The organism is Actinoplanes sp. NPDC023801 (assembly GCF_040639655.1).
Classification (GTDB): domain Bacteria; phylum Actinomycetota; class Actinomycetes; order Mycobacteriales; family Micromonosporaceae; genus Actinoplanes.
The window spans coordinates 115,666-132,098 of the sequence record NZ_JBFAAI010000022.1; the positions used below are offsets into that span (position 1 = coordinate 115,666).

The window sequence follows — 16,433 nt, forward strand, 5'->3', positions numbered from 1 at the left end:
GATCGGCTCGCGAATAACGGACGCCCGGCCGCTGGATTCAGCGGCCGGGCGTTTCGTATGGGAATTGTTATTTCAACGGTTTGCCATGATCAGTCCGGCGGGGTTCCGGCATACCATGTCGAGGGCCCGGGCGACGAGTGCCGGGTCGTACGTGGTGGCGTGGAACGTGGCCTCGAGGTGCAGCACCCCGTTCATCTCGCTGGTCGTCAGCGTGATGCCCTCCGGACCGTTGAGCGTCGGCACGCTCTGGTTGACCCGCCCGGCCGGCTCGACCGCCCACGGCAGGTCGCCGAGCATGTCGTGGCGGCCCTGATTGCTGAAGGTCAGCCGGGGCCGCGGCTCGATCGCCACCGCGGTGGGGTACGGGTCGGGCATCCCGGGAGCGCCGCTGAGCAGGATCTTGCCCTCGCGGAGCAGCATCATGGTCAGGATCCGGCCGGTGGCCAGTTCCGCCTTGAGCGTTCGGTGGATGGCCATCGGGTCGGTGAGACTCGGCGGCGACAGGAACGGACCCATGCAGAAGTTGCTGTCGATGCTGACGCCGGCGTCCAGGTAACGGCGGGCGTCGGCGAGGAACGTGCCACCGCGCAGGTCGGGCCGGAACCCGAGTTCGATCAGGGCCGAGGTGAACGCCGCGAAGGTGATCGCCGAGGTGGTGACGCCGGGCGCGTACTGGTCCCGCCAGGTCCGCATCTGGCCGAGCACCTGACCGGACCGGGCCGTGACCACGGTGAGGTTCGCCTGCCACGGCCGGACCGGAGCCTCCTCGTCGTGCGGCGGGCGGGCGAAGCTCAGCCCCTCCTTCCATCGACCGGGCTGCAGGCCGAACTGCTTCCACCACGCCTTCGGCAACGCGGTGCGGTGCCGCTTCGACGGGGCGATCCGGGCCGCGCGACCCTCGTACGCCGCTTGGATCAGTTCGTGGACCAGGGTGTTCACCGGGCCGGCGTCGCCGTAGGCGTGCGACACCTTCAGCGCGAGGTACCCGCCGCCGACAAGGATCCGCACCGGGTGGTGGGCGCGCGGCTCGGACTGCAGGTGCCGGGTCATGGTGTCGAAGTCGACCGGTCCGTGACCGATGTCGGTAACCGCTTCCTGCACGTAGGCAGCGAACGACACGGCGTCCATGTGCTGCCAGCGGGCGCCGGAACGGTCCAGCCGGGACACCGCCCGGTGCGTGGGGTCGGCGGCGTGCAGGCCGATCAGCGCGTTGCGGACCCGTGCCGCGTCGACCCCGGTCAGCGGGCCGACGGTACGGATGTACTCCAGCGGCAGCCAGGCACGCTCGTGCAGGGTCAGGCTGGTGGTGGACATGACGTTTACTCCCTCTGATACCGCGGACATGTCGGGGACCGGTGCGAAGACGACCTTCAGCACGATCGGGGCGACCAGCACCATCTCGATCGCCATCACCACGGCCACCGCGGTGACCAGCTCGTTCAGATCGCCGGTGGAGCCGGCCCACCAGGCGGCCAGCAACTCGGTCACGCCCGCGAAGACCGAGAAGATCCCCGCGCCGCGCAGCCTGTTCTGCACCCGGGAGATGGCCAGGAAGAAGTGGTGGAAGACGAAGGGCACGTAGGTGAGCGACAGGACGGCCAGCGCCTGACCGGCGGTCACCCGGTACGCCGTACCGAAGAGGCCCATGATCTGTTCGCTCAGGAACAGCACCACGAGCGAGGCCGGGAAGCCGCCACCGAGACAGATCAGCAGGCCGACCCGGACCTTGCCGCGCAGTGCGCTCCGGTCGCCGGCGGTCACCGCGAACAGGGTCAGCGCCACGTTGCCGGGCACCATGGCCATGAACGACAGCACCATGAACGCGGTGTAGAAAGCCGCGTTGGCCTCCGCCGACAGGGTCGCGGTGACGATCAGCGGCAGCGCGGCCCGTGGCAGATAGGTGGCCAGGTTCAGCAGGTTGTGGTCGAACGTCGCCCGTCCGCGTCCGCGCATCAGGCCGGGCCGGGGCCGCAGCGAATCGATCATGCCGCGGCGGCGCAGCGTGCGGAACAGGATCGCGGTGGCGGCCACGATGCCGGCCACCCAGGTCAGCAGCAGCACCGTTCCGGTCAGCGCGAGGCCGGGGATCACCGCTACGGCGGCGAGCAGTACCAGCTTGATCAGCGAGAACCAGGCGTTGCGCATCAGCTGCAGCGGGCCCTGCAGGAGGCCGACCATGGCCTCGTCCAGGACCAGGGTCATCGCGTTCAGGGCGATACCGACGACCAGCAGGATCGTGCCGGGTGTCCCGCCGAGCGCGTCGCGCAGGCTCGGCACCCACAGGTTCGCCACGAGCACGTAGAGGAGGCCACCGGCGGTCGCGGCGGTTCCGGCGGTGAGCAGGCAGGTGGAGATCAGGTCCCACTTGCCGCGGGCCACCGCCGGCAGCTCGGCGATGAGCATGGTGCCCATGCCGAACATGCCGATCGTGCCGATCAGGGTCATCGCCGAGACCGCGGCCGAGGCCTGGCCGACGGCGGCCTGCGGCGCGAGGTGGGCCGCGACCCACCAGTAGGCGAAGCCGAACACGGACGTGATGAGCGTGGTCGCCATCAGTGAGCCCGCGTTCAGGAGCAGGTCTACGTGCCCTTTGAGGGCGGTGAAGATGCCGCGCTTGCCCGTCGGGCCGGGCCCGGCGTGCCGCGGTGCGGCGTGGGTAGCCGTCACTCTGAATCCCCCAATGGTCGACGCAGTCACTGAACTTAGTAACTCGCCGTGTTCACCGGTAGGTCAGGACGCTTGGGCTCGACTGGCCTTATGGCCTGCAAGATGGCCTTATTGGAGGAATATGGTGCAGTTACTATCAGTGATCATAACCAGCCGGAGCTTTTCAGGCGGTGATACAGGCCGCCGCCGATCAGGAGCATCGTGCCGACCGCGGCATAGAAGCCCCACGGCTCCTCGGTCCCAGGCATCACGTCGAAGTTCATCCCGAAGATGCCGGCGATCACGGTCGGCACCGCGGCGATGGCGGCCCACGCGGCGATCTTGCGCATGTCGTGGTTCTGGTCCACCGCCACCTGCGCGAGCCGGGCCTGCAGAATCGAGTTCACCAGGTCGTCGAAGCCGCCGACCCGGTCCACCGCCCGGGACAGCCGCCCGCGCACGTCCTCGAGGTAGGGCCGCAGACCGGCCGGCAGACCATGGGACTCCAGCAGGCGGGACAGCGGCTCGGCCAGCGGCAGGACCGCCCGCTTGAACTCCACCATCTCCCGTTTGAGCTGGTAGATGTGGGCGAACTCGGAGGTGCGGTCGGAGGCGAAGGTCTCCTCCTCGATGCGCTCCAGGTCGTGCTCCACGTGCTCGGCCACGTCCAGGTAACTGTCGACCATCCGGCTGCCGACCGCGTACGCCACCGACCACGGCCCCTGGCTGAGCACCTCGGGGCGGTTCTGCAGCTCCTTGCGTACCTCCCAGAGAGGGCCGACCGGGCCGTGCCGCACCGTGATCGCGAACCAGGGGCCGATCAGCACCGTCACGTCCCCGGTCTCGACCACCTCGGAGGTGGCGGTCAGCCGGTCGTGCTCGACGTACCGGGCGGTGCGCAGCACCAGCCGGGTCACGTCGCCGAGAGTCTCCACGCCGGGCCGGTGGCCCCCGCCCGACACGGCCTGGTCGACGAGCAGCTCGTGCAGGTCGAACACCTCGGCCACCGGCCGCATCGTGGCCAGGTCGGGTTCGTGCAGGCCGAGCCAGACGAAGGCGCCGCGGCGCCGCTGGGCCAGCCGCGCCGCCTCGGGGTAGGGCAGCTGCGCCGCGCCGCCGTGCCGGAGCCCGCCGGCGTAGACCGCGCAGTCCACCACCGCGTCCGGGTTGCCGGGACGCCGGGCCGGCCCGGCGGGCAGGCCTGGGCGGGCGATGGCGCCGAGGAACTGTTTGACCGCGCCGGGCAGATCGGGCAGGGGAAGCAGCCGCCGTCGCCTGTCACCACGTTCGCGACCGAGCATCGGCCCGCCACCTTCCGCCTCGCCGTAAGTTGCGAAGCACAAGGTAGCGGCCCAGGTCCCGGCTGTCGCACACCGCTGTCTCAACCCGCTCGAGACAGCGGTGTGCGCCAGCCGGGCGGGCTGGGTCAGTCGGAGCGCTTCATCGCCCGGACGCCGACGGTCAGGCCCACGGCGCCGACCACGACAGCGGCGATCAGGCCCTCGACCGTGCTGCGCGCCCACACGTCGCCGTTGAACAGGGCTCGTTCGGCGTTCACCACGTACGTCATCGGGTTGATCTTCGAGAGCGCCTTCAGCCAGCCCGGCCCGTCGTCGAGCGGCAGCAGCACCCCGGCCAGCAGCAGAAGAGGGAAGATCAGGGTCTGCTGTACGGTCCAGAACAGCCACTCCTTGCTCTTCGAAGCGAGAGCCAGCGTGTACGACAGCGCGCCCAGCCCGATGCAGAACGCGGCCATGACGAGCAGGCCCAGCAGCGCCCCGGCGAGGTGCAGCTCGAAGCCGAACGGGATGCACGCCGCCACGATCACGCCGGCCTGCACGAACATCGGGACGATCTCCTTGAGCGCCCGCCCGATCAGCAGCGCGGGCCGGCGCAGCGGGGTGACCAGCATCCGTTCGTGCGAGCCGGTCTGCATCTCGAAGAGCAGGTTCGACCCGGTCATCGAGGAGCCGAACAGGCACGACATCACGATGATCCCGGGCACGAACCACTGCAACGAGTTGTCGCCCGGCAGCAGGGGCGCGAACAGGGCCAGGAAGAACAGCGGCTGGATCATCGAGAAGATGACCGAGAACGGGTCGCGCAGGACCGGCCGCAGCTCGCGGCTGAAGACGACCCGGGTGTCGGAAACGAGCGAAGTCATGATCAGGCCTCCACGAGCTCGGACTTGGACACGGCCGCGGCGTCCTCACGGAGACTGCGGCCGGTCAGATTGAGGAAGACGTCGTCCAGGGTCGGGCGGATGACCTCGATCGAGACCGGGCCGAGCGAGGCCAGCCGCGCGGCGAGCCGGGGCCCGTCCTCGTCGGTGATCCGGACCGCGGTGCCGTCCTGCCGCCCGCCGGAGGACTGTGCGGCCCGCGCCGCCTCGTCCGCCGACGCGAACCCGAGGATCACCCGGTCGCCGACGTGTTCGGCCTTGAGCCGCTGCGGTGAGTCGTCGGCGATGATCCGCCCGTGGTCGATGACCACCACCCGCTCGGCCATCGAGTCGGCCTCCTCCAGGTAGTGGGTGGTCAGCACGATCGTGGTGCCGTGCTCGGCGCGCAGCCGGACGATGTGCTCCTGCAGGTTGGCCCGGTTCTGCGGGTCCAGCCCGGTCGACGGCTCGTCGAGGAAGAGCAGCTCGGGCGCGTGGATCAGGCCCATCGCGATGTCGAGGCGGCGGCGCTGGCCGCCGGACAGGGTGGAGACGGTCCGGTTCGCGACCTCGGCCAGGCCCAGCGACTCGATCAGCTCGTCGGCGCGGGCGCGTGCGGGTTTGACGCCCATCCCGTACGCCCGGCCCTGACTGATCAGTTCGTCGCGACCGCGCTGACTGTGCCCCGCGCCGTTGCCCTGCCCGATGTATCCGATCCGCAGCCGTACCTCGCGCTGCTGCCGGACCACGTCGAAGCCGGCCACCCGGGCGGTGCCGCTGGTCGGCGGGATGAGGGTGGTGAGCATGCGCAGCGTGGTCGACTTGCCGGCGCCGTTCGGACCGAGCAGAGCTACCAGTTCGCCCCGGGCCACCGTCAGATCGATGCCGGCGACGGCGCGGACGTCCTTGAAGTGCTTCGTCAGCTCTCGCGTCTCAATCATGCCTCGACGATAGGATCGGATGCGGCCACTTTCTGACCGCAATCAGAGGGAGTCTGGGACCCATGGCGAACACGAGTGCACGGATGCTGCGACTGCTGTCGCTGCTGCAGACCCACCGCTACTGGCCGGGCTCCGAACTCGCCGGCCGTCTCGAGGTCAGTGCCCGGACGCTCCGGCGCGATGTCGACCGGCTCCGCGAACTGGGCTATCCGGTGGACGCGTCCCGCGGCGTCGCCGGTGGCTACCAGCTGCAGGCCGGCGCGGCGATGCCACCCCTGCTGCTCGACGACGAGGAGGCGGTCGCCATCGCGGTCGGCCTGCGCAGCGCCGCGGCCGGCGCGGTCGCCGGTTTCGAGGAGACCTCGGTACGCGCTCTCGCGAAGGTGATCCAGTTGCTCCCGCCCCGGCTCCGGCGCCGGATCGACGCGTTGCAGGCGGTCACCTCGCCGGGAGTGTTCGGCGGCGGCCCCGTGCTCGACGCGATCACCCTCACCACGCTTGCCATGGCCTGCCGGGGTGAGGAGCGGTTGCGGTTCGACTATGCCCCTCGCGAGGGCGAGGCTGCCCGCCGCCACGTGGAACCGCATCGGCTGGTCTCGCTCGGCCGGCGCTGGTATCTGGTGGCGTGGGATTTGGAGCGCGGCGACTGGCGCAGTTTCCGGGTGGACCGGCTGACCGCCCCGCAGCCGACCGGCGCCCGGTTCCGCCCGCGTGACCTGCCCGGCGGCGACCCGGTGGAGTGGCTGCGTTCCCGGATGCGGACCATCCCGAACCGGTACGACGTCTCGGTGGTGATCGAGGCGCCGGCCGAGACGGTGCGGGCCTTCGTCGGGAACTGGGGCCGCATCGAGGAGCTGCCGGACGGCTGCCGCCTGCGGATGGGCGTCGACGATCTGGGCTGGCCCGTCATGGTGCTCGGAGTGCTGGCCGTGCCGTTCACAGTGGAGTGTCCGGCCGAGCTGCGGGAGCGGATCCGAACGACCGGCGAGAATCTGGTGCGGCATGCGGCCTGACGAGAAACAGACAATGTGGACGAACCGGCGCCCCCGTGGCGCCGGTCCGCAGGAAACAAGTTAGCGACGGGGTACGACAAATTCCTGTCACGTATCGCTCGTCGCTTATATAAATCTCGGCAAATTTCAGGTGCCTCGCCGGACCGAGCCCGCGAGCTCGAGAATCTGCTCCTTCGTGAACGACGGTGGCGTCATCAACCGGAAGGCCGAGCCGTCCGCGAGCCGGGCCTGCACCATCCAGAACTCGGTGGCCTGGAACAGGTCGGCCGGCCGGCCGCGCACGGTCACCTTCGTCGCCTTCTGCAGCCCCTCCATCTCCTCGGCGCGGAACAGGGGCTGGTCCGCCGGCGCCCACTGGACGTAGAAGTCGTTTTCCGGGTCGGCCGGGTCGCGGTACGTCAGGATGCTCTCGTCCTTGAAACCGGCCAGCTCCCAGCCGGCCGGGATCAGGCCCACGGTCACCTCGAAGCGCAGCCGCTGCGGCTTGTCCTGAACCGTCTCCGCCAGCGCGACCAGCGCCTGTTCGGTGCCGTACCGGTGATGGCCGGTCAGCCGCAGCCATTGCCCCGGACGGTGTTCCCAGACCAGGACGAGCGGTGGCAGTCCGTCCGGCGCGGTTCCGCTGAACTCGATGATCCGGCCCTCGCGCCCACCGACCTCGACGCTCTTCCCGCCGGTCGGTTCGTCGGCGCCGGCAAGGTAGACGTCGCTGCGGTCGTCGGCCAGGTACACCGCGATGACCGGACCGCCCGGATCGGCGGTGAAGACCGCGCGCCCGAGACCGGGAAGCGTCCAGGGGAACTGCGGAGTACGCGCCGCGACCAGTCGGATCCCGCCGGTCCGGGCCGGCCCCTTCGCGGTCGCCGGCCCCTCCGCGGTGGCCGTCCCGGCCGGTTCCGGGCGATCGGCGAACCGGGGGAGAGTGACACCGGCGACGACCACCGCGGCGGCCAGGCCGAGTCCGGACACCGCCACACCGAGGCGGCGGGTCAGCAACGGGCGGCGCCGGGCCGGGGCCGGGTCGATGGCGTCGAGCAACCTGGCGCGGGCGGCGTCGAGAGCCGCACCCGAGGGCGGGGGAGCGTCCGGACCGTACGAGTCGAGCAGTTCGATGTCGTTCACTTCTCCTCCTCGGGGAGGTCGAACGCGGCGGGAAGGTTGAGCGCGGCGCGGGTCACCTTGCGGGCCCGGTTAATCCGGGAGCGAACGGTGCCGACCGGGATGTCGAGGGTCGCGGCGATCTCGGCGTACGAGAGCTGCGCGTAGGCCAGCAGCAGCAGCGCGTCGCGGTCGCCGGGTTTGAGCCGGGCCAGCGCCGCGGCGAGCTCGGCCCGCAGCGCCGCGGCATCCACCCGGTCGTCGGCCGAGTCGTCGGCGTGCGGCCGTGGTTGCTCCCCGGCTGCGCGGGCCAAGGCCCGGTACCGGCGCTCCTCCTGCCGCACGTGCCGGTGCAGGACGTTCGTGGCGATCCCGAACAGCCAGGGCCGTACCTCGAGGCCGAGCGGTTGATAGGAGGCCCGGCGGTGGAACGCGATCAGGAACGTCTCGGCGAGCAGGTCGTCCGCGGGCGCTCCGATCCGGCGGGCCAGATAGCGGTGGACGGCCACCGCGTGCCGGTCGAAGAGCGGCGCGAACTGATCCGGCTGCCGCACCGATTCCCGGATCAGCACGTCGTCGGCGAGGTGCGTCGGTTGCGAGCGTAGGTCGTTCACAACCGTTGATGCCCGCAGCGGCCGATCCGGTTCACGCGGACCTCAGATCGGCCGGGAGAGCCGCCACGACCAGGCGTTGTCGGCCTCGGTGGAGCCGTAGGTGCGGCGCCGTTCCACCTTGCGGAAACCGCGCGCCTCGTAGAACGGGATGCCCAGCTCGTTGCCGTCCAGGGCGGCCACCCACATCTGCGTGGCGCCCAACTCGCGGATCTGCTCGGTGACCCGGTCCAGCAGCAGGGTGCCGAGCCCGCGGCCGCGCTCGTCCGGGTCGAGGTAGAGAACGAACAGCTCGCCCACGCCGGGTGCGGTCAGGCCGCCGCCGGCCGCGCCGAGGACCCGGCTGTCCTCCTCGACGACCTGGTAGCCGAGCCAGCCGGGCGGTGCGGGCGCGACCTCCTTGGCCACCCTCTCCAGGTGGTAGAACTCGGCGATCATCCGCTCGATGAACTCGCTGCTCAGCAGGGCCGGATAGGTGTGCCGGTAACCCCGCGTGCAGATGTCCACGATGGTTGCCGCGTCCTCGTCACGAGCCGGTCGTACCAGAGCCATTCGTGGAGGATAGGCGGCGTTGCCGGATGTGGTCGTCGTGCCACTCGGAGCCGACCAGGAACCGCTTCACCCCGACGACCTCGAAGCCGTGCTTGGCGTAGAACCGGGCGGCCCGCTCGTTGCGCTGGTTGACGCCGAGCCAGCAGGTCCGGGCGCCGGTTCGCGCCGCGGCCACCAGGGTCTCGGACATCAGCTCGTGCGCGGCGCCGCCGCCGTGCCGCTCGGCCGTCAGATAGAACTTGCTCAGCTCGACGCTGGTGGCCCCGTCCACCACCGCGGACACGTCCGGGTCGGTGATCGGGCCGCTGACCAGCATCGAATAGCCGGCCGGCCGGTCGTCCACCGACACGATCACGATGGTCCGGGCCGGGTCGGCCAGATAACCGGCGAAGCTCTTCTCGGACAGGTGCGCGGCGACGAACGCGTCGATGTCGGCCTGCGCGGTTCCCGGCGGGCAGGCCAGCCAGAATGTCCGTGCGGCCAGGTCGTGCAGGACCGCTTCGTCACCCGGGCGAGCAGGACGTGTGATGGTCGTCATGGCGTAACTGTTTACAATCTTCAGAGTGAGCGAGCGGACGGAACAACAACTCGGCGATGTTATCCCCCGGCCGGCATCGGTGCGGCCGGTCACGGACGCATCGTTCACGATCACCGCGAGTACGACGGTGAGCGCCCCGCCGGCACTCGAGCGCGTCGCGGCGTACCTGGGACTGCCGGCCGCCGCCGACGGTGCGATCCGGCTCGGCCTCGACGACGCGCTGCCCTCGGAGGCGTACCGCCTGGAGATCACCCCGAGCGGCGTGACGCTGCTCGGCGGCTCCGCGCAGGGAGTGTTCTGGGGCGTGCAGACGCTGCTCCAGTTCGGCGCGGTCGTACCCGGCGGCGTGATCGAGGACCGTCCGCGCTACGCCTATCGCGGCGCGATGCTCGACATCGCCCGGCACTTCTTCACCGCCGACGAGATCAAGGCGCACATCGACCTGCTGGTCCAGTTCAAGATCAATCATCTGCACCTGCACCTCACCGACGACCAGGGCTGGCGGCTGGAGATCCCCGGCTGGCCCCGGCTCACCGAGGTCAGCGGCGGTCCCGGCACCGGTGTCGACGGAGCCGGCGCGGGCTGGCTGACATGTGCCGAGTACGCCGGCGTCGTCGACTACGCCGCCGAGCGGTTCGTCACGATCGTCCCGGAGATCGACATGCCCGGACACGTGAACGCCGTGCACGTCGCCTATCCGGAACTCACCGCCGACGGGCAGCCGGTCGAGCCGCGTACCGACGCGGAGGTCGGCTACTCCTCGCTGGTCGCGGGCAAGGAGGAGACGTACGCCTTCGTCGAGGCCGTCCTCAAGACGGTCGCCGACCTGACCCCCGGCCCCTACCTGCACATCGGCGGCGACGAGTGCCTGTCCACGCCGGCAGAGGACTACCGGGCCTTCCTCGCCCGGGTGCTGCCGATGCCCGGCCGATTCGGCAAGACCGTGATCGGCTGGCACGAGATCGCCACCGCGGACCTGCCCGAGGACGCGGTCGTCCAGTACTGGCGGATCGAGGCCGCCGACGACGCCGTGGCCCGCGCCGCCGCGGCCGGCCGCCGGGTGATCGTCTCCCCGGCCGACCGCACCTACCTGGACATGAAGTACGACGCCGGCACCCGGCTCGGACTCGACTGGGCCGGACACGTGAGCGTCGAGCGCGCCTACGACTGGGATCCTGCCGACCGGCTTCCCGGCGTGGGCGAGGAGTCGATCCTCGGCGTCGAGGCGCCGCTCTGGTCGGAGACCCTGCGCAGCGTCGACGACCTCCGCCACCTCACCTTCCCGCGGCTGCCGGCCGTCGCCGAGGTGGCCTGGTCACCGCGGGAAAGCCGGGACTGGCAGTCCTTCCGGGCCCGGCTGGCCGCCTTCGGCCCCCGCTGGGAGGCCGCCGGAATCAGCTTCCACCGCTCACCGGAGATCGACTGGCACTGAGCGTGCCGCTGAACGCCGGGCGGTGCTCCGGGACGACGAGACGGATCCGGTCCCGGGGCACTGCCGGGATCCGGGACAGGTCGATCCCGGTCCGCTGCGGCGGCAGGTAGTGGTCCAGTCCGGCGAGCCGCCGGGACAGGGTGCCGAGCAGCGCCACGGTGATCTTCTCGCCGGGGCATCGGTGGCCGGTCCTCGGATCGCCACCACCCTGCGGGATCAGGTCAAACTCGCCGGTCTCCCGTCCCAGGAAGCGCTCCGGATCGAACCGGTACGGATCCGGCCACAGTTCCGGGTCGTGGTTCTGGCCGTAGACGTCGAGCAGCACCAGCGTCCCGGCCGGGATCGGCTCGCCCTGGAAGAACAGGTCGCGCAGCGCCCGGCCGCCGAGGAACGGGGCGAACGGGTAGAAGCGCCGCAGCTCGTGCGTGAACGCCTCGGTGAACTCGTCGTCGCCGGCCCGTATCCGCGCCTGATGACCCGGCCACATGTCCATCGCGTGTGCCGCGAACGCGGCGAACCACGCCACCGCGATCGTCGGGCGCAGGATGTTCAGCAGCTCGACGGCGGCGGTCCGCGGATCGAGCAGCGCGTCCTCGTCGCTGTGGTGCGCCACCACCGACAACGGGCTGGTGGAGAGCGGCTTCGCGCGTACCGCGGAAATGATCTTCGAAAGACGCCGTTCCTGTGACCGCCGCGCCAGCAGCGCACGGGCGCTGCGCGGGCCCACCGTCGCGAAGCCGTCCACCATCGCGACACAGTCCCGGGCGAGGGAGGTCACCTCACGGTCCTCCAGGGGTACGCCGGTCCAGCGCGACACCGCCCGCGTGATGATCACCGCCGCCTCGTCGAAGAGGCGCACCGGCGGCCCGCCGCGCCACCGGGCGGCCGCCACGTCGAACTCCTCCCCGGCCATCGCGGCGAGCCGGTCGATCCCGTCCCCCATGAGCAGGGACGTGAAGAGGGACTTGCGGCGCCGGTGCGCGGCCCCGTCGAGGGTGTGCACCGCCCCGCGGCCGAAGAGTGTCCGGACCACGAGCTCCGGCAGTGCCGTGTGCCGTTCCAGGTTCCCGTCCGCGTAGAAGAACCGCGCCGCCGCGGGGCCGCAGATACCGACGGCGGGCTGTCCCATCACCCGGGTCCGCACCGGGCCGCCACTCACCCGGCGGCGGAGATCCGGAAGCCACGCGTACCCCTTCAGGGCGACGGCAAGTGTCTGATCGAGGTCAGCCATAGGGCTCGTATAACCCACGCGACGTGCGCGAAACGGTTACGCACCGTTTTGGCCCTACTGTTGGGGGCCGACTCGCGCGGGAGGAGTGCGGCTTGAGCAAGGGTGCACCAGGGGCGGCCCGGTCGGCCGTCGCGCTGGCCGGGTTCCTGATCGTCGCGGGACTTCAGCTCGCGGCCGTGCTGCTGGCGCTCTGGACGGTGCTGTGGCTGCTGCCCAGCTCGTTCGCCCTGCGCATCGGTGTCCCGCTCAGCCTGGCCACGTTCGGCACCCTGGCGTACGCGACGTGGCGCGCCCTGCACATCCGGCACCGCGTCCCCGCCGGCGTGGCGGTCGGCCGGGAGCAGGCGCCCCGGCTGTGGGAGCTGGTGGACGAGGCCGCCGCGGCCGCCGGAGTGCCGGTGCCGGCCGGCGTGACCGTGGTCGCCGACGCCACCGCCGCGGTCGGTGAACGCACCCGGCTGCTGGGGCTGATCGCCGGCCGGCGTGACCTCTACCTCGGCCTTCCGCTGCTGCAGGCGCTGGAGCCGGACCGGCTCAAGGCGGTCGTCACGCACGAACTGGCACACGGGTCACCCACGCTGGGCCGGTGGGCCCCGCTCGCGCACCGCGGCCGGGTCGCGGCCGGGCGAACCCTGCCACGGATCTCCCGGCGCAATCCGGCCGGGCCGGCGCTGCGGGCCTACGCGGCGCTGTACCGGCGGCTGGACGCGCCGTTCGGCCGGGAGCAGGAGCTCGCCGCCGATCGGATCGCCGCCGCACACGCGGGCACCGCCGCCACCGTTGCGGCTCTGCGGGACCTGCCGGCGCTCGCCGGGATGCAGCGGCTCTTCCACGCCGAGTACGTCGGACCGGGCTGGCAGGCCGGCTACGTGCCGGACGACGTGTTCGGCGGACTGCTGCGGGTGCTGGCGGCCCGGACCGCCGAGATGGCCATGCTGCGGGCCCGGGAACCGGAACCGGCCGGGCCGTGGGACCCGCACCCGCCACTGGCCGAGAGGATCGCGGCCCTGTCACCCCCGGCCGCTGCCGATCCCGGGGAGCCGGCCGAGTCCGCTGAGGGCACGGAGAGCGCCGAGGAGGCGAAGGAGGCCGAGGAGACCAAGGAACTCGTACCCGATCTCCCAGCGCTCGGGCGGGCGCTGCAGGCGGTGGCCTTCCCCCCGCGTGGACGAGCCGTGGTGAGCTGGGACGAATGTCTCAGCGTGGCCCGTACCGCCGAGATGGAACGGGAGGCCGAGGCGGCGCTGGCAGCGGTCTCCCGGGCTGTCGGCAGTCCCGTGCCCGATGCCGGGGAACTGCTGACCCTTGCCGCTGACGGACGGCTCCGGGCGGCCGCCGAGACGCTCCTCCCGGAGGTGCCGCCGGAGGAGACAGCCGGACGGATCGTCGAGCTGCTCGGGCTGATGCTGGCCCTCGCCGCTCTGCGCAGCGGGGTGGCCCGCTGGCGGCACAGCTGGACCGGCGCGGCCGAGGTGACCGGCGCCGACGGGACCTATCTCAACCTCGCCGAACTGGCCGCCGCGGCCGCGGACCCGGAGACCACCGAGGCGGTCCGGGCCTACCTGACCGAGGCGGGCGTCGACCTCGCCGCCGCCGCGTCCCGGCCGGGTTCGGCGCGGGCCCAGGTGCTGGGCGGGCTGGTCAACCTCTCCGCGGACGGCGTACGCACCGACCTGCTGATCACCGACCTCGGGCTGCTCCTGGTGCCGGGGCTGCCGCGGGGACGCGGGCCGGAGTCGAAACGCCGGCTCTCCCGGATCGCGGCGGACGGCGTGCCGGTCGGTGGCATGGCGGCGTCCGAGGGTGAACCCTCCGGCAGCCCGGCGGGTGACGGTCTTGCGCTGCCCGGCGGGGGCCGGTTCGTGCCGTTCGCCGACATCGCCGGGGTGACCACGACGGCCGGCCGGCGCAAGGGCTGGACGCTCGACATGCGGGACGGCCCGGATCTGACGCTGCGGTCCGCTCTCGACACCGACGAACTGCCCGGCGGATGGTCCGCCTGGGATGAGGCGGTGACCTTCCTGGCCGGGACACGATGAGCCTGGCCGGGACACGATGAGGTGATCGGCTGAACCCTCGGGGAGGCTCCCGCGTACCCGAAAGTGTGCCCAGTCGCGTGTGCGACGAATCGGTAATCGTTACGTCACTTCGGGTCACAATGGCCTCAGCGATTGTTCGCTTCGCCGACATCCCGACTGGGTAGCAGGGTCCCGGGTGAGGCAGGACGATCGTCTGGCGTAACGGGGGAGGCCGTCATGGAACGAGGGCCGTTGGCGCTCTTCGGAGCCATCATCGCGGTGGGTCTCGGCCCGGCGATGTGGCTCGGTGCCCAGCTCGGCGCCGTCAATCTCGCCCCCGGCCAGCGTCCCGCGCCGGTCGACGAACAGTTCCCCGGCGTCGACCTGGACTTCGGCGGCGCCGGAGCGGGCGACCTGGCCGATGACGAGCCGGTGATCACGTACTCGTACACGCCGTCGACCGGGACCTCGCCGGTGCCGAAGCTGGTGGCCACCGAACGCCCGAGCCGGGAACGGACCGTGCCGCCGCGCCCGCCCGAGTCGTGGTCCCTGACACCGTCGGCGTCGCTCTCGGCGTCCGCGCCGGCCTCGCCGTCGGAGGACCCTTCCACCGATCCGTCCACCAGGGACAGTCCGGCGCCCGATGTCTCGGTGAGCCCGGAATCGACGAAGGAGGAAGAGCCGTGACGGCTCTCCCTCCTTGTCGGCCGGCGGCTCAGAGGCCGAGCAGGCGGTCCAGGATGTCGCGGTAACTACGCAGCTCGACCCGCAGCGACTCGGTGTCGTCGGAGCCCTTGGCAAGCGATCCACGATGGTCGCGCAACGCCTGGGACAGCTTGTCCACGGCCTCGTCGACCAGCCCGGCGGCCTCGTTGGTGGCGCCCTTCGGGTCGTCGACGAAGCGGAGCTGGACGTCGCGCCAGCGGTCCCGCAACGGCTGGGTGTCGGTGGACGGGAAGAACGGCGTGGGGCCGGACGGCATCGTTGCCCCGGGCCCGGGGAGGGTCGTCCCGGAGTCGGTTCCCCGGTCGCCGGCCTCGGTCAGACGCGGCTCGCTGTCCCCGGCCGGGCGGGAGTCGTGATCCGCGGCCGTGTCCTCGAACTCGTCGTCGAACTTGTCCCCGGTGTGGTCCCCGGCCTTGTCCTTGACCGTGTCCCCGGACTTCTCGGCGGTCTTGTCCTCAGACTTGTCCCCGGTCTTGTCGCCGGCCAGGTGCGGGTCGTCGAAAGTCCCGCGGTCCTCCAGGGCCACATCGATCCGGTCCGGGTCGGTTGCGTCCCGGTGCTCGGACTTCGTCCGGTCCGCGGCCTCGTCCTCGGTGTCGTGGTGCCGGGCCTCCTGCTCGGCGGTCGCGTCCGCCGGGGGCTGCACCTTGCCGGCGTCGCCGACGGGTGACATCCCCACCGCGGCCGGCTGCGGCACCGGGTCGGTGTCGTGCTGCCACGGCGATCCGGCCCGCTGCTGTGGCACGGCCGCCGGCTGGGCCGGGGCGTGTGCGGCGCGGTCGCCCGCCTTGTCGTCGGCGTTCTCCTGAGCCTCGTTGGAGAAGAAGCGCATCGGTGGAGCCTCCTCAGCGGGTCGTGGTGTCGGTGTTCGGGACGGTGTCGTCCGCGGCCGGCCGCGGTGCGGGCGTGGTGTGCGCGACGGGGTCCTCACCGAGCAGGTCGGCGAAGAGCGCGCGGTAGTGGACCAGCGCCTGACGCAGGTCCTCGGTCTCGGCCGCACCGTCCCGGCTGCGGCGGCTGATGTCGTGGGCGGCGCGGTAGTGCTCGAGGGTGGCGGCGTGCTCGACGGACAGGTCGGCGAGCCGCTCGTCGTAGTCGCCGGTCGGGTAACCCCGCTCGGCGATCAGGCGGGTGACAAGCTCGTCGGCGGTCGAGACCGCCTCGCCCGGGTTGTCCACGAAACGGATCTGGACCTCTTCCCAGGCGGCGGAGTAGCGGGCGCGGGACTCGGCGGAGAGCGGCTTCAGCTCCAGGCGCGCATGCCGCTTGGTGCGCTCGAGCAGTTCCTTCTCCGCCTCGGTGCGGTTGCCGGTGTCGGCGACGACGCGGTCGTACTCGGGGCCGAAGGTCTGCCGCAGCCGGCGACGGCGCGCGGCCTGGACGCCGAACACGATCGCGGCCACGACGAGCAGTGCGACGACGATCAGGATGATGGTGGCGGTGCCGGACATCAGGTTCCTCCTTCT

At 71.5% G+C, this 16,433-nt stretch carries 15 protein-coding genes; 4 read left to right on the forward strand and 11 right to left on the reverse strand.

Features of this window, described 5'->3' with window-relative positions; genetic code table 11:
* Window positions 1-72: 72 nt before the first annotated feature.
* From AB0G04_RS31670 to AB0G04_RS31685, 4 genes are all read right to left on the reverse strand, one after another.
* Window positions 73-2,667, reverse strand: coding sequence for a lipopolysaccharide biosynthesis protein (locus tag AB0G04_RS31670; RefSeq protein ID WP_360990145.1), 2,595 nt, complete (start codon window positions 2,665-2,667; stop codon window positions 73-75).
* A gap of 143 nt (window positions 2,668-2,810) precedes the next feature.
* On the reverse strand, window positions 2,811-3,947 hold the full coding sequence (locus tag AB0G04_RS31675) for a magnesium and cobalt transport protein CorA (RefSeq protein ID WP_360990147.1): 1,137 nt from the start codon (window positions 3,945-3,947) through the stop codon (window positions 2,811-2,813).
* 125 nt (window positions 3,948-4,072) lie between these two features.
* The gene (locus AB0G04_RS31680; RefSeq protein ID WP_360990149.1) at window positions 4,073-4,810 is read right to left on the reverse strand and encodes an ABC transporter permease; all 738 of its coding nucleotides are present in this window, start codon (window positions 4,808-4,810) and stop codon (window positions 4,073-4,075) included.
* Window positions 4,811-4,812: 2 nt separating this feature from the next.
* On the reverse strand, window positions 4,813-5,748 hold the full coding sequence (locus tag AB0G04_RS31685; protein ID WP_360990151.1) for an ATP-binding cassette domain-containing protein: 936 nt from the start codon (window positions 5,746-5,748) through the stop codon (window positions 4,813-4,815).
* A gap of 62 nt (window positions 5,749-5,810) precedes the next feature.
* Here AB0G04_RS31685 and AB0G04_RS31690 point away from each other — a divergent pair, with 62 nt between their 5' ends.
* Window positions 5,811-6,761, forward strand: a complete 951-nt coding sequence (locus AB0G04_RS31690) for a YafY family protein (protein ID WP_360990153.1) — start codon at window positions 5,811-5,813, stop codon at window positions 6,759-6,761.
* A 126-nt stretch (window positions 6,762-6,887) separates the two neighbouring features.
* Here AB0G04_RS31690 and AB0G04_RS31695 read toward each other — a convergent pair whose 3' ends face one another.
* From AB0G04_RS31695 to AB0G04_RS31710, 4 genes are read right to left on the reverse strand one after another with little or no spacing between them, the layout of a single operon-like run.
* A complete protein-coding gene (locus AB0G04_RS31695; RefSeq protein WP_360990155.1) occupies window positions 6,888-7,883 on the reverse strand; it encodes a hypothetical protein in 996 nt (331 codons plus the stop codon).
* A complete protein-coding gene (locus tag AB0G04_RS31700; RefSeq protein ID WP_360990158.1) occupies window positions 7,880-8,473 on the reverse strand; it encodes an RNA polymerase sigma factor in 594 nt (197 codons plus the stop codon). The genes AB0G04_RS31695 and AB0G04_RS31700 overlap by 4 nt, the downstream gene beginning before the upstream one ends.
* Window positions 8,474-8,515: 42 nt before the next feature.
* Window positions 8,516-9,022, reverse strand: a complete 507-nt coding sequence (locus AB0G04_RS31705; RefSeq protein ID WP_360990161.1) for a GNAT family N-acetyltransferase — start codon at window positions 9,020-9,022, stop codon at window positions 8,516-8,518.
* Complete coding sequence (locus tag AB0G04_RS31710) at window positions 8,997-9,560, reverse strand: GNAT family N-acetyltransferase (protein WP_360990164.1); 564 nt, start codon at window positions 9,558-9,560, stop codon at window positions 8,997-8,999. Before AB0G04_RS31710 ends, AB0G04_RS31705 begins: the two co-directional genes overlap by 26 nt.
* A gap of 25 nt (window positions 9,561-9,585) precedes the next feature.
* Between AB0G04_RS31710 and AB0G04_RS31715 the strand changes: the two genes are divergently transcribed.
* Complete coding sequence (locus AB0G04_RS31715) at window positions 9,586-10,992, forward strand: beta-N-acetylhexosaminidase (RefSeq protein WP_360990166.1); 1,407 nt, start codon at window positions 9,586-9,588, stop codon at window positions 10,990-10,992.
* Here the strand turns inward: AB0G04_RS31715 and AB0G04_RS31720 are convergent.
* A complete protein-coding gene (locus tag AB0G04_RS31720; protein ID WP_360990169.1) occupies window positions 10,955-12,223 on the reverse strand; it encodes a cytochrome P450 in 1,269 nt (422 codons plus the stop codon). The two genes, AB0G04_RS31715 and AB0G04_RS31720, sit on opposite strands and share 38 nt — an antisense overlap.
* A 92-nt stretch (window positions 12,224-12,315) precedes the next feature.
* Between AB0G04_RS31720 and AB0G04_RS31725 the strand changes: the two genes are divergently transcribed.
* Complete coding sequence (locus AB0G04_RS31725; protein ID WP_360990171.1) at window positions 12,316-14,262, forward strand: M48 family metalloprotease; 1,947 nt, start codon at window positions 12,316-12,318, stop codon at window positions 14,260-14,262.
* Window positions 14,263-14,478: 216 nt separating this feature from the next.
* Window positions 14,479-14,928, forward strand: coding sequence for a hypothetical protein (locus AB0G04_RS31730; protein WP_360990173.1), 450 nt, complete (start codon window positions 14,479-14,481; stop codon window positions 14,926-14,928).
* Between the two features lie 28 nt (window positions 14,929-14,956).
* Here AB0G04_RS31730 and AB0G04_RS31735 read toward each other — a convergent pair whose 3' ends face one another.
* Window positions 14,957-15,799, reverse strand: a complete 843-nt coding sequence (locus AB0G04_RS31735) for a hypothetical protein (RefSeq protein WP_360990176.1) — start codon at window positions 15,797-15,799, stop codon at window positions 14,957-14,959.
* A gap of 13 nt (window positions 15,800-15,812) precedes the next feature.
* Window positions 15,813-16,418 (reverse strand): hypothetical protein, encoded by a 606-nt coding sequence (locus AB0G04_RS31740; protein WP_360990178.1) that lies wholly within the window; start codon window positions 16,416-16,418, stop codon window positions 15,813-15,815.
* Window positions 16,419-16,433: the final 15 nt, after the last annotated feature.

Excerpts from the sequence above, each read along its gene's own strand:
- AB0G04_RS31675 (WP_360990147.1), bottom strand. The coding sequence starts at position 3,947 with ATGCTCGGTCGCGAACGTGGTGACAGGCGACGGCGGCTGCTTCCCCTG.
- AB0G04_RS31680 (WP_360990149.1), bottom strand. The coding sequence starts at position 4,810 with ATGACTTCGCTCGTTTCCGACACCCGGGTCGTCTTCAGCCGCGAGCTG.
- AB0G04_RS31685 (WP_360990151.1), bottom strand. The coding sequence starts at position 5,748 with ATGATTGAGACGCGAGAGCTGACGAAGCACTTCAAGGACGTCCGCGCC.
- AB0G04_RS31690 (WP_360990153.1), top strand. The coding sequence starts at position 5,811 with ATGGCGAACACGAGTGCACGGATGCTGCGACTGCTGTCGCTGCTGCAG.
- AB0G04_RS31705 (WP_360990161.1), bottom strand. The coding sequence starts at position 9,022 with ATGGCTCTGGTACGACCGGCTCGTGACGAGGACGCGGCAACCATCGTG.
- AB0G04_RS31710 (WP_360990164.1), bottom strand. The coding sequence starts at position 9,560 with ATGACGACCATCACACGTCCTGCTCGCCCGGGTGACGAAGCGGTCCTG.
- AB0G04_RS31720 (WP_360990169.1), bottom strand. The coding sequence starts at position 12,223 with ATGGCTGACCTCGATCAGACACTTGCCGTCGCCCTGAAGGGGTACGCG.
- AB0G04_RS31730 (WP_360990173.1), top strand. The coding sequence starts at position 14,479 with ATGGAACGAGGGCCGTTGGCGCTCTTCGGAGCCATCATCGCGGTGGGT.
- AB0G04_RS31735 (WP_360990176.1), bottom strand. The coding sequence starts at position 15,799 with ATGCGCTTCTTCTCCAACGAGGCTCAGGAGAACGCCGACGACAAGGCG.
- AB0G04_RS31740 (WP_360990178.1), bottom strand. The coding sequence starts at position 16,418 with ATGTCCGGCACCGCCACCATCATCCTGATCGTCGTCGCACTGCTCGTC.